This is a genomic window from Chromobacterium sp. FG89, from assembly GCF_057808735.1.
On record NZ_JBMDIQ010000011.1, the window covers coordinates 71,453 to 89,478 of the forward strand.

17 protein-coding genes are annotated in these 18,026 nt (G+C 66.2%); 8 read left to right on the plus strand and 9 right to left on the minus strand.

The annotated features are described in order from the left end of the window. Positions 1–68 precede the first annotated feature (68 nt). Positions 69–605, plus strand: coding sequence for a GNAT family N-acetyltransferase (locus tag ACODRW_RS12665; RefSeq protein WP_488905875.1), 537 nt, complete (start codon positions 69–71; stop codon positions 603–605). 117 nt (positions 606–722) lie between these two features. Here ACODRW_RS12665 and ACODRW_RS12670 read toward each other — a convergent pair whose 3' ends face one another. The 4 genes from ACODRW_RS12670 to ACODRW_RS12685 form a co-directional block, all read right to left on the minus strand. Next, positions 723–1,394: a hypothetical protein gene (locus tag ACODRW_RS12670; RefSeq protein WP_107799783.1), complete on the minus strand. Its 672-nt coding sequence runs from the start codon at positions 1,392–1,394 to the stop codon at positions 723–725. A gap of 250 nt (positions 1,395–1,644) precedes the next feature. After that, positions 1,645–3,006, minus strand: a complete 1,362-nt coding sequence (locus tag ACODRW_RS12675; RefSeq protein ID WP_253315479.1) for an alkaline phosphatase — start codon at positions 3,004–3,006, stop codon at positions 1,645–1,647. Positions 3,007–3,194: 188 nt separating this feature from the next. Then, positions 3,195–4,643 carry an alkaline phosphatase gene (locus tag ACODRW_RS12680; protein ID WP_488905876.1) on the minus strand — a complete coding sequence of 483 codons (1,449 nt, stop codon included), beginning with the start codon at positions 4,641–4,643 and terminating at the stop codon, positions 3,195–3,197. A 276-nt stretch (positions 4,644–4,919) separates the two neighbouring features. Then, positions 4,920–5,234 carry a DnaJ domain-containing protein gene (locus ACODRW_RS12685; protein WP_107799780.1) on the minus strand — a complete coding sequence of 105 codons (315 nt, stop codon included), beginning with the start codon at positions 5,232–5,234 and terminating at the stop codon, positions 4,920–4,922. A gap of 200 nt (positions 5,235–5,434) precedes the next feature. On the opposite strand from ACODRW_RS12685, the gene ACODRW_RS12690 reads away from it, so the two are divergent. Both ACODRW_RS12690 and ACODRW_RS12695 read left to right on the plus strand, forming a co-directional pair. Continuing rightward, positions 5,435–5,881 (plus strand): GNAT family N-acetyltransferase, encoded by a 447-nt coding sequence (locus tag ACODRW_RS12690; RefSeq protein ID WP_488905877.1) that lies wholly within the window; start codon positions 5,435–5,437, stop codon positions 5,879–5,881. 317 nt (positions 5,882–6,198) lie between these two features. Further along, positions 6,199–6,828 carry a LysE family translocator gene (locus ACODRW_RS12695; protein ID WP_107799778.1) on the plus strand — a complete coding sequence of 210 codons (630 nt, stop codon included), beginning with the start codon at positions 6,199–6,201 and terminating at the stop codon, positions 6,826–6,828. Between the two features lie 191 nt (positions 6,829–7,019). Here the strand turns inward: ACODRW_RS12695 and ACODRW_RS12700 are convergent, their stop codons facing one another. The 4 genes from ACODRW_RS12700 to ACODRW_RS12715 form a co-directional block, all read right to left on the minus strand. Continuing rightward, positions 7,020–7,856 (minus strand): glycoside hydrolase family 16 protein, encoded by an 837-nt coding sequence (locus tag ACODRW_RS12700; protein WP_488905878.1) that lies wholly within the window; start codon positions 7,854–7,856, stop codon positions 7,020–7,022. Between the two features lie 428 nt (positions 7,857–8,284). Continuing rightward, complete coding sequence (locus ACODRW_RS12705; protein ID WP_488905879.1) at positions 8,285–8,812, minus strand: hypothetical protein; 528 nt, start codon at positions 8,810–8,812, stop codon at positions 8,285–8,287. 349 nt (positions 8,813–9,161) lie between these two features. Further along, on the minus strand, positions 9,162–9,920 hold the full coding sequence (locus tag ACODRW_RS12710) for a hypothetical protein (RefSeq protein WP_488905880.1): 759 nt from the start codon (positions 9,918–9,920) through the stop codon (positions 9,162–9,164). After that, on the minus strand, positions 9,917–10,918 hold the full coding sequence (locus ACODRW_RS12715; protein WP_227104067.1) for a substrate-binding domain-containing protein: 1,002 nt from the start codon (positions 10,916–10,918) through the stop codon (positions 9,917–9,919). Before ACODRW_RS12715 ends, ACODRW_RS12710 begins: the two co-directional genes overlap by 4 nt. A gap of 259 nt (positions 10,919–11,177) precedes the next feature. Here ACODRW_RS12715 and ACODRW_RS12720 point away from each other — a divergent pair, with 259 nt between their 5' ends. The 4 genes from ACODRW_RS12720 (at position 11,178) to ACODRW_RS12735 (ending at position 15,291) form a co-directional block, all read left to right on the plus strand. After that, positions 11,178–12,617 (plus strand): PhoPQ-activated protein PqaA family protein, encoded by a 1,440-nt coding sequence (locus tag ACODRW_RS12720; RefSeq protein ID WP_488905881.1) that lies wholly within the window; start codon positions 11,178–11,180, stop codon positions 12,615–12,617. Between the two features lie 168 nt (positions 12,618–12,785). After that, entirely contained in the window at positions 12,786–13,391 is a 606-nt protein-coding gene (locus ACODRW_RS12725) for a helix-turn-helix transcriptional regulator (RefSeq protein ID WP_486635489.1), read from the plus strand. Further along, positions 13,388–14,350: a threonine/serine dehydratase gene (locus tag ACODRW_RS12730; RefSeq protein WP_233246696.1), complete on the plus strand. Its 963-nt coding sequence runs from the start codon at positions 13,388–13,390 to the stop codon at positions 14,348–14,350. Before ACODRW_RS12725 ends, ACODRW_RS12730 begins: the two co-directional genes overlap by 4 nt. Beyond that, positions 14,347–15,291, plus strand: coding sequence for an ornithine cyclodeaminase family protein (locus ACODRW_RS12735; RefSeq protein WP_486635488.1), 945 nt, complete (start codon positions 14,347–14,349; stop codon positions 15,289–15,291). The genes ACODRW_RS12730 and ACODRW_RS12735 overlap by 4 nt, the downstream gene beginning before the upstream one ends. A 171-nt stretch (positions 15,292–15,462) precedes the next feature. On the opposite strand, the gene ACODRW_RS12740 is transcribed toward ACODRW_RS12735, so the two are convergent. Further along, positions 15,463–16,725 (minus strand): hypothetical protein, encoded by a 1,263-nt coding sequence (locus ACODRW_RS12740; RefSeq protein WP_488905882.1) that lies wholly within the window; start codon positions 16,723–16,725, stop codon positions 15,463–15,465. A 268-nt stretch (positions 16,726–16,993) separates the two neighbouring features. On the opposite strand from ACODRW_RS12740, the gene ACODRW_RS12745 reads away from it, so the two are divergent. Then, a complete protein-coding gene (locus tag ACODRW_RS12745) occupies positions 16,994–18,013 on the plus strand; it encodes a threonine aldolase family protein (protein WP_107799766.1) in 1,020 nt (339 codons plus the stop codon). The last annotated feature ends 13 nt before the right edge of the window (positions 18,014–18,026 follow it).

Sequence of the window (18,026 nt, forward strand, 5' to 3'; positions counted from 1 at the left end):
TTTAAAAACGGGACTTGAGGCGGAGAAGCCGCCTCCCGCTTGACGGGCATTCAGTGAAGGACGGCCAGATGGCGAATGTGGAGTGGAACGGGCTGATCATCCGCCGCGCGAGCGCGGCCGACGCGCCCGCGGTATTGAAAATTTTCGATGAAATCATCGCCTGGTTCGTCGCCATGGGCAACGCGGAGCAATGGGGAAGTGAGCCGTGGTCAAGCCAGCCGCGACAAGTGGAGCGGGTGGTCGAGGCGTGCTCGCTGCCGGGAGCGTGGGTGGCGGAGGAGGAAGGCGGCGCCGTGTTGGCCGCCCTGGTGCTGGGGGAGGCCATGCCCTATGCGCCGGCCGCGACGGAGCCCGAAATCTACGTGCGCTTGCTGGTCGCCTCCCGCCGCTCCGGCGCGCGGGGCGTAGGCCGGCGTTTGATGGCTTTCGCGGACGAACAGGCGAGGCTGGCCGGCGTCAAGCGCTTGCGCGTGGATTGCTATGGCGGGGGCACGGGGGCCTTGGCGCGTTTTTACGAGTCCTGCGGTTATGAGCGCATCGCCGCATTCGATGTGGACGGCTGGCCCTGCCAGCTGCTGGAGCGCGTTCACGCTCCCGCGAGCTAGGGCGAGGCCGCTTGGGAAGGCGGCTTGCTCGCATGGCGCGCTGCGCCGCGCGCAGCGGACCGCGAACGGACTCCAAGGCCAGGATGCCTGGCCCGGAAGGACGGCGCGGGCAAGGGCTCAGTCCAGCGTGTCCATATAGTCCTTGCCTCGCAGCCGCCCGGTTTGCGCCCAGGGCAGCGGCTGGCCGGCGGCCAGCGGGCGGATCTCCACGCGCATGCTTTCGCGATGGCGGCCGTCCTGCGAACGCGATTCCACCCGCAGCGGCATCGCCCAGCGCGCGCTCCATTGCAATTGCTTGCTGTGGCCCTTGGCGGTTTTGCGATACCAGCGGCTGCCGTCCGCGCCGGGGCTGACGGTGAAGCCTTTCAGTTTTTCGATGTCCACCAGCTGGCTGGCCAGGATCCAGGAGCCGTCGAAGCCCACGTCGCTCCATTCGCGCTGGCCCACTTGCACCAGCAGCCGCTGTTGCGGCAGGGCGAACTCCAGCCGCGGCTGGCCTTTGGCGTCCAGCCAGACGTGGCGGCTGGCGGCGGCGTAGTCGATGTGGTCGTGGCCGTCCTCATGGCCGTGGCCGTCGTCGTGATCGTGGTCGTCGGCGGGGGCGTTCAGCCGTTCGCGCCAGACGTGCTTACCCTGGCGGGTCAGTTTTTCCCGATAGCGTATGGTTTTTTCCACGCCGTCCTTGCCGATGGTGACGGTTTCGTAGCGGATGGTGGCCACCAGATCCGGCGCGGCGGCGCGCAGCGCCGGGGACAGGGCCAGCAGGGCCAGCGGCAGCAGGATTTTCATCGCGGTCTTTCTTCATGCGTAAAAGTAGGCTTGCCCGTGGGCAAGCCGAATGGGGTGCATCCGGAACGGCCGCGCCGGGCCTGGAGCGGCGCCGGCGCGGGGGTTTAGAGCCTGTTTACGATTTCGCGAGCTAGAGCGAGACAAGGCGAAAACGAGTGAAAAAGCGGAATGTACACGTGGTACATGAGCATTTTGAGCTCGTACTCACCATGCAACGCTTCACGACGCGCAGCAGATCGTAAACAGGTTCTTACAGGCCCAGCGCGCTTTTCACCAGGCCGAACACCTTGGTGTTGTCCATCACGCCCTTGAAGCCCTTGGAGCCGGCGCCGCCGGACATCAGCATCACGTCGCCGCCGCCGTGGGTTTCGCTGGACAGACGGATGCCGGTTTCCTGCTGGTAGTCGTCGCCCATCGCGGTGGCGGAGTCCACCGACACGCGGCTGGCCTTGCGGTTGGGGCCGTTGCCGAACACCAGCGCGGTGTAAGTGGCGCCGTCCGCGTCCTTGGACTCCTTGCCGTCGGCGTAGCCGCGCACGATGTCGTGGATGGGGTTGCCGCGCTTGGCGTAGCCGTTGATGGTCATGGTGTGGTCATGGTCCGCGGTGACCACGATCAGGGTGTTGTTCAGGTCCACCTTGGCCAGCGCGGTCTTGATGGCGTTGTCGAAGGCGATGGTGTCTTCCAGCGCGCGCTTGGCGTTGGTGCCGTGCAGCGCGTGGTCGATGCGGCCGCCTTCCACCATCAGCACATAGCCGTTGCCGTTGCGGGCCAGGGTGTCGATGGCCTTGGCGGTCATGTCGGCCAGGCTGGGCTGGTTCAGGCTGTTCTTCACCCGGTCCAGCTCGTAGTCCATGTGGTCCTTGTTGAAGATGCCCAGCAGTTTGTTGCCGGACTGCGGGTTGAAGGCGGCCAGCTCGCTGCCGCTGCTCACCAGGGTGTAGCCCTTGGCCTGCATTTCGGTCAGCAGATTGCGGCCGTCCGGGCGCTTGCCGCCGGAGGCGGTGGGCAGGAAGAATTTGCTGCCGCCGCCCATCAGCACGTCCAGGCCGGCGCCCAGCTTGGCGTTGTAGCCGGCGCCGCCCGGCGCCGCCTGGGCGGCGATGTCGGATTCGGCGTCGCGGTGGCAGACGTGGGAATAAGTGGCGGCCGGGGTAGCGTGGGTGACGCGGGTGGTGGTCACCGCGCCGATGGCCTTGCCCTTGGCCTTGGCCAGTTCCAGCAGGGTGGTCGCCGGCTGGCCGTTGCCGCTGCCGCAATTGCCGGTGCCGTTGCTATTGGGGTCGATGGCGCGGGTGTCGGCGGACATGGAGATGACTTCGTTGTTCATCTTCACGCCGGTCATATAGGCGGACATGGACGGCGCGCTGTCGGTGGTTTGCGCGTCGTTGGAGAAGGTCTTGACGCGGGCGGTGCGGGACAGCTGTTCCATGTTCAGCTTGCCGGCTTCGCCGTATTTGTAGATGCGCGAGGCGGTGACGGTGGTGGGGCCCATGCCGTCGCCCAGGAAGAAGATCACGTTCTTGGCTTCGCCCGCGGCCTGGGCCGGCAGCGCGTGCAGGGCGGCGGCTAGCGCGGCGACGCTGAGCAGCGGTTTCATCATCGGTTTCATTGCGGTTCTCTTGTATGGGTTTGTGTAGCGTTTGGGGGCGGCGGCTCAGAACCTGTTTACGGTCTGCTGCGCGTCAGCGATACGGCGTTGAAAATGTCTTCAAAATGCTCGTGTACCGTGTGTACACTCCGCTTTTTCAGCCGTTTTCGCCTTGTCTCGCCCTTGCTCGCGAGATCGTAAACAGGTTCTCAGAGCGCGGCCGCTTTCTTCACCAGGCCAAACACGTCGATGTTTTCTAGGAAGCCGTGGAAGGCGTCCGAACCCTGGCCGATGGCGCCGATGTAGACATCGGTGCCGCCGTGGGTTTCGCCGCCGGCCGGCATGCGCACCGCCGCTTCCTGGTGGTAGTCGTTGGCGGACACCACGGCGTCGGTCAGCGCGGCGGCGGCGTTGCGGTTGCCGTTGACGCGGTTTTCGCCGTTGCCGAAGCCGATGATGGAATAGGGCATGCCGTCGGCGTCGGTGGCCAGGCTGCCGTTGCTGTAGTTCTTCACCAGGCCCAGCACGCCGGGGTTGCCGGCCGTGGTCTTGCCGGTGCGCTGGGCGTAGCCGTTGAGCACCAGGGTGTGGTCGTGGTCCGCGGTCACCACGATCAGGGTGTTTTTCAGGTCCGGATCGCGCTGTTTCATCGCGTCGATGGCGGTCTTGATCGCCTGATCGAAGGCCACGGTGTCCTGCAGCGCTTTCTTGGCGGTGGTTTCATGCAGCGCGTGGTCGATGCGGCCGCCTTCCACCATCAGGAAGAAGCCTTGCTTGTCCTTGCGGTCCGCCAGCATGGAGATGGCCTTGGCGGTCATCTCGGCCAGGCTGGGTTCCTTGGAGGCGTCGCGGTCCAGGTCGTAGCTCATGTGGCTGCTGGTGAACAGGCCCACGGCGCGGGTGGTCTTGGCCGGGTCCAGCGCGTTGAAGCCGGTTTTGTCCGCGGCGTAGCCGTAGCCCTTGGCTTTGAGCTCCGCCACCAGATCGCGGCCGTCGGCGCGCTTGCCGCCGGCGGCCTTGGGCAGGAAGAACTGGCGGCCGCCGCCGAAGACCACGTCCACGCCGTCTTGCAGCTTGGCGTTGAAGAGCGCGCCGCCCGGCACCAATTGGGCGGCGATGTCGGATTCGGCGTCGCGGTGGCAAACGTGGGAGTAAGTGGCCGCCGGGGTGGCGTGGGTGACGCGGGTGGTGGTGACCACGCCGGTGGCCTTGCCGCCGGCCTTGGCCAGCTCCAGCAGGGTGCTGACCGGCTGGCCGTTGCCGCTGCCGCAGTTGGAGGTGAAGTCCGCGGTGGGGGATTTGGCCTGGGTGTCGGTGGACATGGAGATGACTTCGTTGTTCATCTTCACGCCGGTCATGTAGGCGGACATGGACGGCGCGCTGTCGGTGACCTGGGCGTCGTTGGAGAAGGTTTTGACAAAGCCGCTCTCCGGCAGCGTGTCCATGGTCAGCTCGCCGTCTTCGCCCACGGAGTAAATGCGGGCGGCGGTGGTGGTGTTGATGCCCATGCCGTCGCCCAGGAAGAAGATCACGTTCTTGGCGGCGGGACGGAGGCCCTGGTTGTTGTTGGCGGAGCCGCTGGCGGAGCCGCCGCTGCTGCCGCAGGCGGCCAGGCCGATGGCGGCCGTCACGGCCAGGGTCAGGCTGAGGATGCGCATGATGTTATGTTCCGGGCATGAAAAAAACCGGCACAGCATAGTGGGCGCATGTTTCGGCCAGGAGAGGGTTTGATGAAGATTTTGTTGCGGGGTCAACCGGCGAGGCGGGGCCGGCGTTGGCGGGCTGCGCTTAGAACCTGTTTACGATCTGCTGCGCGTCGTGGAGCCTTACACGGTGAGCACACCTTCGAAATGCTCATGTACCATTTGTACATTCCGCTTTCTCAGCCGTTTTCGCCTTGTCTCGCTTTAGCTCGCGAGATCGTAAACAGGTTCTTAGCGCCGGTCGGCGCACAGCGGCAGCAGCCGCTGATAGGCGGCGTTGATGTCCTTGCTCTTGCGTTCCGCCAGTTCGCGCAGCTCCAGGCCCAGGGCGCTGACCTTGTCCGGATGGTATTCCGCCATCCGCGCCCGGTAAGCGGCTTTCAGTTCTTCCGCGGAGCAGGGCCAGGCGACTTGCAGCACCTGGCAGGCGCGCTCGGTCTCGGAGACGGCGCCGGACGGCGGGGCGTCCGGCCGCGTCGGGCTCAGCGCCCGGCGGATCAGCCAGTAGGCCAGCAGGGCAAACAACAGCAGCGCAATCAATCGCATCGACACGGTTCCTTGGCAGAGGGCCGCCCGCGCTTGCGGACGGAATAGCAATATGGAGCGGCTGGCCGGACGCTGGTTCCCGGCGCGGGGCCGCGGTAGGTGAACTATGCCGCCGGCGGGCGGTCCCACCCGGCCCGGTTATGTTCTTTAATCTAGAGCCGCCTGCCGATCCGGGGAGGAGGCGGCCCGCAAGGAAGCGTATGAGTTCCACCATCCGTCCGGCCGTCCGCGCCGACATCGCCGCGCTGTTCGACATCCGCACCAGCGTCTGGCAAAACCACCTTTCCATCGAGCAACTGGCCGACCTGGGCATCACGCCCGAGACCATCGCCGAAACCATCGCCGCCGCGCCCTGCGCCTGGATCGCGGAGCAGGACGGCCAGCCGGCCGGATTCGCCATGGCGGACCTGGACGCCGGCGAAGTGTTCGCCTTGTTCATCAAGCCGGCGTTCGAGGGTCTGGGCCTGGGCCGGCAACTGCTGAGCCAGGCCGAGGCCGCGCTGTTTCAACGCCATCCGGTGATCCGGCTGACGACCGACGGCGACGCGGCCATCCGCGCCAACGGTTTTTATCAGCGTCAGGGCTGGCGGCAGGCCGGCCCGGCCGAGGGCGGAGATGTGGTGTACGAGAAGCGGCGCGAGGGCTGAGCGAGGCGCGCCTCCGGCGACGAGACTGAAGGGGCCGGGGGCGTGCCGGATACGCGCGTTCCCGGGCGTCCGGAGGCGCGTGGCGGGCAGGTAAAGAGGGAGCGCTTCTTCTTTAAGCGCATAAGCATAAGCCAATATGCCACTACAGCCGCGCCGGCTTTTATATTATGATGCCGGCTCTGCGTTGTTTGCCGCCCCTGTCCGCATTACCCAGTTCCCTGCTTCATGCCAAGACGCCGCGTTTCGCGCGCCGTCGTCGTCGACTGTTTCCGGGGGGCCGCGCCAAGTCATAGATGATAGCCGTCCTGGAGTTTTGAATGAGTTTCGCCACCTTATTGCTGTACATCGTCGCCGTCAGCGCCGTGATGATCACCCCCGGTCCGTCCATGCTGCTGGCGCTCAACAACGGCGCCAGCCACGGCATGCGCATCGCCAGCTACGGCTTTGCCGGCGCGGTGCTGTCCGATCTGCTGCTGATCGCCGCCGTGGGCTGCGGGCTGGGCGCCTTGCTGCAAGCGTCGGAACAACTGTTTTCCATCGTCAAATGGGGCGGCGCCGCCTATCTGGTCTACCTGGCCTGGATGATGTGGCGCGCGCCCACCCAGGCGCTGGCCGCCAGCGCCCAGAGCGGCGAGGCCAGCGGCCGCGGCACGTTTTTGCGTTCCCTGGTGGTGGGCCTGTCCAATCCCAAGGGCCTGCTGTTCTTCACCGCCTTCCTGCCGCAGTTCATCCGCCAGGACCAGCCGGCGGTGCCGCAATACATGATTCTGGCCGTGGTCACCGCCAGCGTGGACTGCGTGATGATGTTCATCTACGCCTACGGCGGCCGCCACGCGATGCGCACCTTCTCCGCCCGCGTGATGGGCTGGATCAACCGCAGCTGCGCCGGCATGCTGGCGGTGCTGGCCATCGGCCTCAGCCTGTACCGCCGCAGCGATATGAGCTGAGCGCGCTGTTTTGCCGCCACGGAAAACCCGCCGAATCCGGCGGGTTTTTTTATGTGGGCCTATCGCCGGGCGCGACAAAAAGCCGCCCCTGGGGGCGGCAAGAGAACATCGATAGATACATAAGGAGGGGAGGACTTGTTCCTGAACCCTCCGGCCAATATATCCGCCGCCCGTGACAGCGGGATGACGGCTCAACGCAGCGGCGAGGCGGCCGACGCCGGCGCCCGACGGCGCGCGGCGGGTTCGGCGGCGTCCCGGTACACCCGCACATAGTCCACCACCATCTCCTGCGGCCAGCGCGTGGACGCGTCCGGCGCGCCGGCCCAATCCCCGCCCACCGCCAGATTCAGCACGATGAAGGCCGGTTCTTGCAAGGCGCTCCAGCCGTCGCCGCCGTCGGTTTTCATCGTCACCGTCTGATAGAGCCGGCCATCGACGAAGTAGCGGATCGCCGCCGGCGACCACTCCACGGCGAAATCGTGGAAACGGTCGTTGAACCAGCCCAGATCCGGCGTGACATAGGAGGCCGACGCCGTTTGCACCGTCCCGGCCGGCGCGCCGGGCTTGGGCCGGTGCGCGCTGCCCCAGACGGTGGCGTTTTCCGCGCCGGCCTCGCTGCCCACCATTTCCAGGATGTCGATCTCGCCGTAATGCGCGGGCTGATCCCAGCGCTGGTTCAGCATCCAGAACGCTGGAAACATGCCCTGGCCGTAAGGCAGCTTGATGCGCGCCTCGATCCGGCCGTAGCGCCAGGCGGCCTGGCTGCGCAGGCGCGCCGAGGTATAGTCGCGGCCGCCGTAAGCCTGCCGCCGCGCGGCGATATGCAGCGCGCCGTCGCGCACGGCCACATTGTCTCCGGCGGTGTAGTACTGCAGCTCATGCAGGCCCCACGGGCCGGGGCCGGATTCCAGCCGCCATTTGGCGCCGTCCAGCGCCGCGCCGTTGAATTCGTCCTGCCACGCCAACTGCCAATTGGCCGCGGCTGCGCCGCTGCTCAGCAGCGCCGTAATCGCGGCGGCTGCCGCCATCTTGCTTTTCATCGCTCATCTCGCGCGAGTTTGTCGAGCGTCCAGCATAGCCGGAAGCGAGAGCGGCGCAGCGCGGCCGCGCTTGGCAGTTTTACCAAGCGCGGCCAGGCCCGCGGCTTAGAGCCGTTCAACGCCGTATCGCTGAAGCGCGGCAGACATTGAACCGCTGCTTAGAGCCGCTAACAAAAGCTCGCAGAGAACCTGAGCCAAGGCGCGCCGACGCAGGCAGTACAAGTCGTACGACAAGGAGGCGCAACGCGGGATCAGGGGTTTTGTTAGCGGGTCTTAGAGCCTGTTCACGATCTCGCGAGCAAGAGCGAGACAAGGCAAAAACGAGCGAAAAAGCGGAATGTACACGTGGTACATGAGCATTTTGAGCTTGTTTTTAACGCGGTATCGCCGCAGCGCAGTAGATCGTGAACAGGTTCTTAGGAGCAATTCGAGTTCAGGCTGGGATAGGCGGTATTCAGGATCCACTTGCCCTTGCTGTTCTTGGCGTAGCGGAATGACAGGAAAATGGGCTGCCCTGCGGGAAACGGGGTGGACAGGGTGCAGACTCCGGCCGCGTTCACTGTCTTGCAGGTGCTGGGCAGCGCGCCGGGCCAGCCCTTGGGATAGAGAGTGCCCTCCGGCACGCAATCGGACTCCGCCGCCCGGGTGCCGCATATGGCCGGTTTGGGGCCTTTGGGCCCGGGATAACCCTGCCAGGTGGTGAAGGCGGCCTTGAACTGGTCCCAGCTGTCGAACTGCGATTTGCCCGCCTGGGTGGGCTGGCCGAGGATATGGATGCTGACATGGCCTTCCATCGCGGTGTTGTCCGCCATGGATTTGACGCTGGCGTTCACATCCGGGGTGACGCGGCAATCCGCCGCCTGAACCGGCGCAGCCGACAACAGGCATAGGGTTAGCGCCGTCAGCGCGGCGCCGGAACAGATTGGGAGGAGGCGATTGGGCATGAGGGAATCCTGAAAACGTCGGGCGCGCAGGCCCGATGGGGTTTTTTAAAAGCGGGCGGCTGTAAGTTATTGCGCCAACAGGGCATGACGCGATTTATCGTTGAAGATTAATGCAAAAGGCATTAATGATGCCTGCGCTTTGGGACAGGTGGCGGGCGAGCGCCGTGCGCCGAAGCCTGGCCGAGGAGGCCTCCGGCGTCGGCGGCGCGGCCTTGAGAACGACTTCCGCGCGGGGCGGTGAGGGAGAGGAGTGCTTGGGCGATATTCCGGGGCGGCTGCGGCCGGCCATGCGCCAAGCCGCCGTCTCAGCCGCAAGGCCCCGCCTCGGTCCGGCTTGCGGGGAAGCGTCCTACTGGCGGCTCCGCTCCCAGGCGGCCTGGGTTTCCAGGAACAAGCCGTGCAGCCGGTATTTGTCCCAGATGAAGGCCGTTTCCTTGGCGAACAAGCCGGCGCGCAAAGCCTGCCTGAGCTTGGCCAGAATCGCCGGCGGCGTGTCCGGATGGCAGATCAGCCAGCGCTCGGCCGGCGTCAGCGCCAGCGCCTTGCGCGGCGGCGGGCCGTCCTCCGGCGCGGGCGGGGTGTCGCTGACGAAGACCTCCAGCCGCTTGGCCGCCAGCATTTTGAAACCCAGCGCCGGTTTGGCGATGGGGATGTAGCTCAGTTGGGCGGAACTGAGCAGATCGCGCGCTTCCGCGATGTCCACCGTGCCCAGGGTCATGCCCTGCATATCGCGCAGATTCTTGAACGGCGCCGCGTTGCCGCGGGCCACGTAGGCCTGCAAGACCACCGGCGAGATGGCGGCCACATAGCTGACGGTTTCCGCCTTGCCCTGGTCGAAGTTCACATCCAGCGCGCAGGTGTTCTTCTCCGCGGCGGCCAGGAAATACGCGCGCTTGGCCGGCACGCCTTTCAGCGCCACCTCCAGCCCGGCCTTGGCCGTCAGGTAGCGGAAAGCGTCGGCGTAGGGGCCGCCGAGGCCGTCTCGGGCCGGCGTCAGATAGGGCGGATGCGCGTCCGCCACCACGGTCAGCAGCGGCTGGGCCTGGGCCAGGCAGGCGGCGCCGGCCAGCGCCGCCGCCAGCCGTCTGAACGCGGGCGACGGGCTCAAGACTTCACCAGATCCACCGGCGTGCGCACAATGCTCTGCATCTCGCTTTGCGTCAGCCGCTTATTGAAGGATTCCAGCCCCAGGCGGATGGCGTACTCCGCCTGCAAGGCCGGGTGCTGGTCCGCGGTGGCGTAAATGCGCTTGGACGCCAGCAGCGCGGCCATCTCCGGGATATTGTCGTAGCCGCCGATCAAGACCTTGCCGTCCCGCTTCAATTCCGTCACCGCCTGCGCCGCGCCAATCGCCATATTGTCGTTGCCGCACAAGAGCGCGGCCAGGTCCGGCGTCTGTTTCATCAGCTTCAGCGCCGCCGCCCGCCCGGCGTCCCGCTCCCAATCGCCCCAGGCGAGGGCGGCCAGCGTCATATTGGCGCTGGCTATCGCCTCCCGGTAACCGTCGCTGCGCGCCTTGGCGTTGATGGAGCCGGGCAGGCCCTCGATGATGGCCGCCTTGCTGCGCGGCTTCAAGGCCCGCAGCACATAGTCTCCCACCGCGCGCGCGCCGCTGAAATTGCTGGGGCCGACAAAGGGAATGTTGACGCCGTGGCTGGCCAGCGCCCGGTCGTCCAGCTTGTTGTCCAGATTGATCACCAACAGGCCGCTTTGCACCGCCTTGATCAGCGCCGGGATGATGGCGCGGGAGTCCGCCGGCGTGATCAGCAGGATCTGCTCGCGGCGGGCGATGCAGGCTTCAACGATCTTGATCTGCCCGGCCAGGTCGGTCTCCCCCTGCACCCCGTCTATCGTCAGCTGATAGTCGCCGCTGTGCTGCGCGTGGTGCCTGCGCGCGCCGGCCGTCATCACGCTGAAGAAAGGGTTTCTCAGCGATTTGAGCACCAGGGTCACCGCGGGCTTCGTCGCGGCCGCCGCCAGCCGGGGCCAGGCCAGCAGGCCCAGAGATGCCAGTAAAAACGCGCGCCGCCGCATGGAGCTCCCCCGCCTGTCGAATGAATGCGCCGGCAAGCCGCCGGCCAGGCCCGGCCGCGCGGCCAGGCTCAAGGATATGGCTTCTTTATAGAGCACAGCGGGGAGGGCGGCAGGAGCGGACTATCCATGCGCTTGAGGGGTTTGGCCTCACCCTCGTCATCGATGGGCGTCGTCATGATGGGGGCAGGCCAAGCTCTGCCGCAGCGGCGGCTGTTATGGAAACATGGCCGTAGAGGACGCTTGGCGGGGGCGTGTGGAGTGACGCTTGAGTGTTTACCCTAATCCCTGCAAAATCTAGCACCTACTCTCTAACAATTAATACATTCCGCCGATGAACATTTCACTCCCCCTCGCGCTGCGCGCCTGCGCCGCGTTGTGCTTGTCATGGCCCGCCGTCGCGCCGGCCAAGTCCTTGCCGGTTCAGCCCGCCTCCACCGTGGTCGCCGACTATCTGCAACAGGCCAAGGCCAGTCAGCAGCCGGCCGAGCTGCTCAGCTCGGTGGTGGAGGACGGGGTGGAGGTGCGCATGTACCGGATGGTGTCGCAGCAATGGCCGGGAGCCGGCAGCGGCATTGGGAGCAATGCGCCGCTGTGGGAGCAGCAGTACAAGCTGGCCCTGCCCTTGACGCGCAAGCCGGGCGCGCCGGTGCTGCTGTACGTCAACGGCGGCAGCAATCACGCGCAGCCGCCCAAACTGCCGGACCGCTTGCCGGCGGAAGCGCTGGCGCGCGATCTGGGCGTGCCGGTGGCCGAGCTGTATTTCGTGCCGAACCAGGATTTGCAATTGGACGAGCAGCCGGCCGGCCGCGAGGACGCGCTGGTGGCCTATACCTGGCGCAAAACGGTGGATCAGCCGCAGGCGGAGCGTTTCAGCTCCCTGCATCTGCCGATGACGCAGGCGGTGAGCGCGACGATGGACGCCTTGCAGCGCAGCCTGCCGGGCAGCGAGCGTTTCGTGGTGGCCGGCGCGTCCAAGCGCGGCTGGGCCGCTTGGCTGGCCGGTTTGAACGATAAGCGGGTGAGCGCCATCGTGCCGGTGGTGGCGGATTTCTGGAACGTGCGCGTTAACTTCACCCACGTCTACAACAGCTACGGCCAGCAGTGGCCGGCGGCGCTGCGCGATTATCAGCGCAACGGCATCACCGAGGATGTGCTGCAAGGAGGGCCGGGTCTGGACGCCTTGTTGCGCTTCGAGGACGTGGTCAATTACCGCGCCGGGATGGCGCGTTTGAGCAAGTATATGATTTCCGCTTCCGGCGACGACTTCGCGGTGCCGGATTCCGCCTGGAGCTATCTGCCGGACTTCGCCGGCCCCACCCAGCTGCGCTATCTGCCCAATCAGTCGCACTATGTGAAGGGCGATCAGATCGGCAAGGCCTTGCGGCAGTTCATGCGCCGCTGGCTGGCCGGCAAGCCGATGCCGCGGGCGCAGGTGGACGCGGACCCGGCCAGCGGCCGGCTGCGCGTCAGCGTGGCGGAGCGCGAGGCGGGCAAGGCGACGCTGTGGCTGGCGCATAACCCCGCGAGCCGGGATTTCCGCTTCAATTCCGGCATCCGTTATCAGCCCAAGGCGATTGAAGGCCAGTGCCGCCGCGGCAACTGCCGTTTCGAGTTCAAGCCGGACGCTTCGCTGCCGGGCTGGCAGGCTTATTTCATCGAGTTCGAGGGCCAGGATTTCGCCTGGAGCACGCCGCCCTTGGTGTGGCCGCACGCCTATCCCAACGGCGAGCCGGTGCCGTTTGGCGCGCCGCGTTTGCAACTGGGGCGCTGATCGCGCTTGGGCGGGCGGTTTGGCCGCCTGCGCCAGATCTCGAAGCCGGCTGAGCCGGCTTTTATTTTTCTCATGTTTTGTATTTTTTAGTCCAATCTGGATTTTTTTGTTTACATTTTGGATTTCAAAGTCTACTCTGGATTCATTGATCCAATTGCGAGTGCCGCCATGCTGTCCCGTTACCAGTCCATCGCCGACGCCATCGCCACCTTGTTCTATCCCTATGCCGAAGTGGTGCTGCACGACCTGGCCACCCAGTCTGTGGCCTATATCGCCAACAATTTCTCCAAGCGCGAGCTGGGCGACGATTCCGGCCTGGACGAACTGGAAAACACGCCGGACGCGACGGTGATCGGTCCTTACGAAAAACTGAACTGGGACGGCCGCAAGCTGCGTTCCATCAGCGTGGTGCTGCGCGACGACGCCGGAGTCGTGCTCGGCATGATGTGCGTGAACCTGGACATCTCGGTGTTCGAGGGCGCGCGGGCGGCGCTGGACCTGTTCCTGTCCGGCAGCAAGCTGGTGGCGCAGCCGGCCTTGTTGTTCGAGGACGACTGGCAGGAGCGCATCAACCGTTTCATTCACGGCTGGCTGCAACAGCGCCAGCTCAGCCTGTCCATTCTCAACCGCGAGCACAAGCGCGAGCTGGTGGAGGCGCTGCTGCACGAGGGCGCGTTTCGCGGCAAGAACGCCGCCAACTACGTGGCCAATGTGCTGGGCATGGGCCGCGCCACGGTTTTCAAGCATTTGAAAGAGCTGAAGGAGCAAGCATGACACTGGATTCCCTGTTCGACGCCATCGCCGCCGCCCACCAGGCCATCCGCCCGCAGGCGCGGGTCACGCCGCTGGAGCACAGCCCGGCCTTGTCCGCCCTGACCGGCTGCGAGGTGTATCTGAAGTGCGAGCATCTGCAGCGCACCGGCTCCTTCAAATTCCGCGGCGCCAGCAACAAGCTGCGGCTGCTGGACCCGGCGGCGCGGCGGGAAGGGGTGATCGCCGCGTCCACCGGCAACCACGGCCAGGCGGTGGCCTTGGCCGGCGGGCTGTTGCAAGTGCCGGTGACGGTGTACGCGCCGGCGTCCGCCGCCGCGGTGAAGCTGGACGCCATCCGCGCGCTGGGGGCGGAGCTCAAGCTGGTGGACGGCGGCGCGCTGGAGGCGGAACTGAGCGCCGGCGAGGCGGCGCGGCGGGCGGGTCTGCCCTTTGTGTCGCCGTACAACGATCTGGACGTGGTGGCCGGCCAGGGCACGGTGGGCATGGAGCTGGCCGAGCAGTGCCCGGAGCTGGACGCGGTCTTTGTCTCCGTGGGCGGCGGCGGCCTGATTTCCGGCATCGGCGCGGCCTTGCGGCGCCTGGCGCCCGGCGCGGAACTGGTGGGCTGCTGGCCGGAGGCGGCGGCCACCATGCACGCCAGTCTGCAAGCCGGCCGCATCGTCGAGGTGGACGAGGGCGACACCCTGTCCGACGGCACCGCCGGCGGGGTGGAGCCGGGCGCGGTGACTTTCGAGCTGTGCCAGGCCTTGATCCGCCATTGCGCGCTGGTCAGCGAGGCGGAGATCCGCGCGGCGCTGCGCTTGCTGGCCCAAAGCGAGCGCTGGATGACGGAGGGCGCGGCGGGCGTGGCGCTGGCCGGCCTGTTGCGGCAGGCGCCGCGCTACCAGGGCAAAAAGGTGGCGGTGGTGCTGTGCGGCCGCAACATCGTGCTGGATAAGTTTTTGAAGGCGGTGTCATGAAAACCTTCAACAAGGATGAAATCCTGGCGCGGCTGGATCTGGAGCGGGCGGAAGCGCTGCTGCGCCAGGGTTTCATCGCTTATTCCGCCGGCCGTGCGCAACTGCCGCCGGTGCAGCATTTCGCCTTTGCCGCGGCCAATGGCGATTGCTGCGTGAAATCCGGCTATGTGGAGGGCGAGAGCCTGTTCGCGGTCAAGGTGTCGTCCGGTTTCTACGACAATCCCAAGCGCGGCCTGCCCAGCAATCAGGGCCTGGTGCTGTGCTTCTGCGCCCGCACCGGCGCGCCGTTGGCGCTGTTGCGGGACGAGGGCTGGCTCACCGCCTGGCGCACCGCGCTGGCCGGCAGGCTGGCGGCGCGGGTCTTGGCCCCACGCCGGGTGGAGGCGATAGGCATTGTCGGCACCGGCTTGCAGGCGCGGCTGCAATTGCGCGCCTTGCAGGCGGTGACGCCATGCCGGGAGACGTGGGTGTGGGGGCGTTCCGAGACCGAGCTGGCGGCCTTCGCCGCCGAGTTCGAAGCCGAGGGCTACCGTGTGCGGACCACGCTGGACGCGGAGCCGCTGGCGCGCGCCTGCCGGCTGATCGTCACCTGCACGCCGTCCGCCAGGCCCATTCTGCGGGCCGGCTGGCTGCGGCCCGGCAGCCATGTCACCGCGGTGGGCGCGGACGCCGCCGGCAAGCAGGAACTGGAGACGGAATGGGTGGCCGCCGCGGACCGCATCGTGGTGGACTCCGTCGCTCAGTGCGCGGCTTACGGCGAGGTGTCGCACGCGCTGGCCGCCGGCCTGCTGGAGCGCGAACGCTTGACGGAGCTGGGGCGGGTGCTGGCCGGCGAGCAGGCGGGCCGGCAAAGCGAGGACGAGATCACGCTGGCGGACCTGACCGGACTGGCGGTGCAGGACGCGCAGATCGCCAAATGCGTGCTGGAGGCTCAGGCCTGAGACGCGCTTGACCGTCAAGGGGTTCTCAGAGTCTGTTCAACGTCTCGCGAGCAAGGGCGAGACAAGGCGAAAACGGCTGAGAAAGCGGAATGTACTCTTGGCACATGAGCATTTCGAAGCCGTGCTCACCGTGGGGCGTCTCACGAAACGCAGCAGATCGTAAACAGGTTCTCAGGCCGCGTGCGGGAAACCGTGCACCGGCCGCAAGGGCGGCCGGGCGTGGCCGCCCTGTTTTTGCGCCGCCATCAGAAAGCGGGTGTAGTTTTCCTTGCCCACCTGGCGGAAGTTGAATTTGACGGTGTCGGCAGAGAGCGCGGCGCCGTCCTTGGCCTGCAAGCGGGCGACGATGTCGGCGACCACATTGTCCGCCTGCTGGCGCAGCGCCGAGCCCGCTTCTTTTTTCAGCATCTCGTTGAGGGTGACGATGGCGGGCGCGTCCGCCAGCCCCATGGCGGACAGGGCGGCGGCGTGTTGGCCGAAGTGCCGCCAGACGATGGCCTGGGAGCCCAGCCGCAACACGAATTTGAACGGAAAGCCGGTGCGGATGGAGAGCAGCACCGGGTCTATGCACACCAATTGTTCTATCGAGTTGACGCCCTCGGCCGCCAGCGCGGCGGAAATATTGGCGGTCACGCCTTCCAGCTGGATCAGTTGGTCGTTTTCCTGCGGCTGTTCCTTGGCGTTCAGGTTCAGCGCCACCAGCCGGCGCAGCAGCTTGAACAGGGAGTCCATCGGAAAGGCGCCGACGGCGAAGGCGGCCACGGTCTGCGCGGCGGAGACGGTTTCGGAGTCGCCGGCGGCGCTGACGGCCGCGCCGATGGGAATGGCCAGCATCATGCGCAGCGCGTACCAGTACACGTCCGCCACATTGAGGCTGCGCTTGCGCACGCTCAGCACCATATCGCTGACCACGAACAGATAGGCGCCGGCGATGGCGGCGCAGACGATCTGGGTGCCGAAGGGCAGGTCCAGCTGCCCGTTGACGGCGAGCAGATAGAGCACGCTCATGCACAGGGTGGCGATCAGCATCAGCATCATCGGGGTGAGAAAGGCGGCGCGGCCGTAGTGCTCGCGGTAGATCTGCTCGAACAATTGCTCGGCGGCGGCCTCCACCTCCTCGTTTTCCGGCAGCGGCCAGGCGTTCAGCTGCGGGTGTTTGTCGGTGCGCGGCTGCCAGAACTGGCGCAGATAATAGATCAGCGCGCCGTTGTTGAGCCGGTTGCGGAATTCCTCGTAGCGGGCGCCCCAGCCTATGACCAGGAAGCGGATCATCGGCGCGGCCGCCAGCGCGGTGGTCAGCAGGCCCAGCGCGAAATGACTGGCGTGCTGCGGGCGGGAAAAGGGCTGCGCCATCAGCAGCGACAGCCCGTACAGCGCGGCGATGTCCAGCAGCAACAGGCCTGCCCACAAGCCGTGATATTTCAGGTTTTTCATGATGGCCTCGCTGATTGGCGGCGTGGCTACCATGGTAGTTCTCCAGCGTAAAATCGCACTCCGTACGAATAACTAGCGCGCCGACCGGCGGCTACCTTATCAAAAGTAGTGTTGAATCATTGATGTCCGGCCCCTAGCATCGGCTTCGCGTTTCATTGGCACGCCAATGGCGCGGACTGGACGACGGGCGCCGACGCGCGTGCTCGCCAGACGCTTTCCTTGCCGCCGCTTGCCATCCTCCAGCCGACGTTCACGAACGGAGCCAGACATGCCGGACATCATCGATTTGAGAAGCGACACCCTGACGCGGGTCAGCAAGAGCGACGTGGAGACGCTGGATTTCGCCAAGATCGGCGACGATTGCTACGGCGAAGACCGCTATGTGCGCGAGCTGGAAGCCTACTGCGCGGACTTGTTCGGCAAGGAAGCGGCCTTGTTCATGCCCTCAGGCACCATGAGCAATCAAGTGGGGCTGCGCTGCCTGGCCGGGCCCGGCGACGAGATCGTCACCGAGGTGGGCTACCACATCAATTTCTTCGAATCCTCCGCCGTCAGCGCCAATAGCGGCCTGGTGCTGAACCCCTACCACAGCGCGGACGGCATCCTCACCGCCGACGACGCGCGCCGGGCCATTCACGCCAAGGCGCGCTGGTCCAGCCTGTACGCGGAGCCCAAGGCGGTGGCGATAGAAAGCAGCATCAACACCTACGGCGGCATCGTCTATCCGGCGGCGGAAATGCTGCGCATGCGCGCGCTGTGCGACGAAATGGGGCTGAGCCTGTACCTGGACGGCGCGCGGGTGCTCAACGCTTGCAGCCATCTGGACCTGTCGCCGGCGCGTTACTTGGGGCCGGCGGACATGCTGAATTTCTGCTTCTCCAAGGGCGTGGGCGCGCCCTTCGGCTCCATCCTGGCCGGCCCGGCCCGCAAGATAGAGGCGGCCAAGGTCTTCCGCAAATGGTACGGCGGCTGCCTGCACCAATCCGGCCTGATGGCCGGCATCGCGCTGGACAAGATGCGGCGCTGGCAGCAGGTGACGCAGGAAGACAATGACAAGGCCCGCATCCTGGGCGACAAATTGAGCGCGGCGGCGCGGCTGAAGTACCCGGTGGAGACCAATATGGTGTTCATCGAAGCGGCGGACGCCAAGGCCATGGTGGCCAGGCTGGCGGAGCGGGGCGTGCTGGCGCTGGCCTGGAAACCGGATCTGGTGCGCTTCATCAGCAGCAGCCTGGTGACGCGCGGGCAGGTGGAGCGGGCGGCGGACATCATACGCGCCAGCCTCTGAAGCGCCGGTCTCC

Bases quoted from the DNA above. Each gene is read 5' to 3' on its own strand.
- ACODRW_RS12665 (WP_488905875.1), top strand. From the start codon at position 69: ATGGCGAATGTGGAGTGGAACGGGCTGATCATCCGCCGCGCGAGCGCG.
- ACODRW_RS12670 (WP_107799783.1), bottom strand. From the start codon at position 1,394: ATGAAAATCCTGCTGCCGCTGGCCCTGCTGGCCCTGTCCCCGGCGCTG.
- ACODRW_RS12675 (WP_253315479.1), bottom strand. From the start codon at position 3,006: ATGAAACCGATGATGAAACCGCTGCTCAGCGTCGCCGCGCTAGCCGCC.
- ACODRW_RS12680 (WP_488905876.1), bottom strand. From the start codon at position 4,643: ATGCGCATCCTCAGCCTGACCCTGGCCGTGACGGCCGCCATCGGCCTG.
- ACODRW_RS12685 (WP_107799780.1), bottom strand. From the start codon at position 5,234: ATGCGATTGATTGCGCTGCTGTTGTTTGCCCTGCTGGCCTACTGGCTG.
- ACODRW_RS12690 (WP_488905877.1), top strand. From the start codon at position 5,435: ATGAGTTCCACCATCCGTCCGGCCGTCCGCGCCGACATCGCCGCGCTG.
- ACODRW_RS12695 (WP_107799778.1), top strand. From the start codon at position 6,199: ATGAGTTTCGCCACCTTATTGCTGTACATCGTCGCCGTCAGCGCCGTG.
- ACODRW_RS12700 (WP_488905878.1), bottom strand. From the start codon at position 7,856: ATGGCGGCAGCCGCCGCGATTACGGCGCTGCTGAGCAGCGGCGCAGCC.
- ACODRW_RS12705 (WP_488905879.1), bottom strand. From the start codon at position 8,812: ATGCCCAATCGCCTCCTCCCAATCTGTTCCGGCGCCGCGCTGACGGCG.
- ACODRW_RS12720 (WP_488905881.1), top strand. From the start codon at position 11,178: ATGAACATTTCACTCCCCCTCGCGCTGCGCGCCTGCGCCGCGTTGTGC.
- ACODRW_RS12725 (WP_486635489.1), top strand. From the start codon at position 12,786: ATGCTGTCCCGTTACCAGTCCATCGCCGACGCCATCGCCACCTTGTTC.
- ACODRW_RS12730 (WP_233246696.1), top strand. From the start codon at position 13,388: ATGACACTGGATTCCCTGTTCGACGCCATCGCCGCCGCCCACCAGGCC.
- ACODRW_RS12735 (WP_486635488.1), top strand. From the start codon at position 14,347: ATGAAAACCTTCAACAAGGATGAAATCCTGGCGCGGCTGGATCTGGAG.
- ACODRW_RS12740 (WP_488905882.1), bottom strand. From the start codon at position 16,725: ATGAAAAACCTGAAATATCACGGCTTGTGGGCAGGCCTGTTGCTGCTG.
- ACODRW_RS12745 (WP_107799766.1), top strand. From the start codon at position 16,994: ATGCCGGACATCATCGATTTGAGAAGCGACACCCTGACGCGGGTCAGC.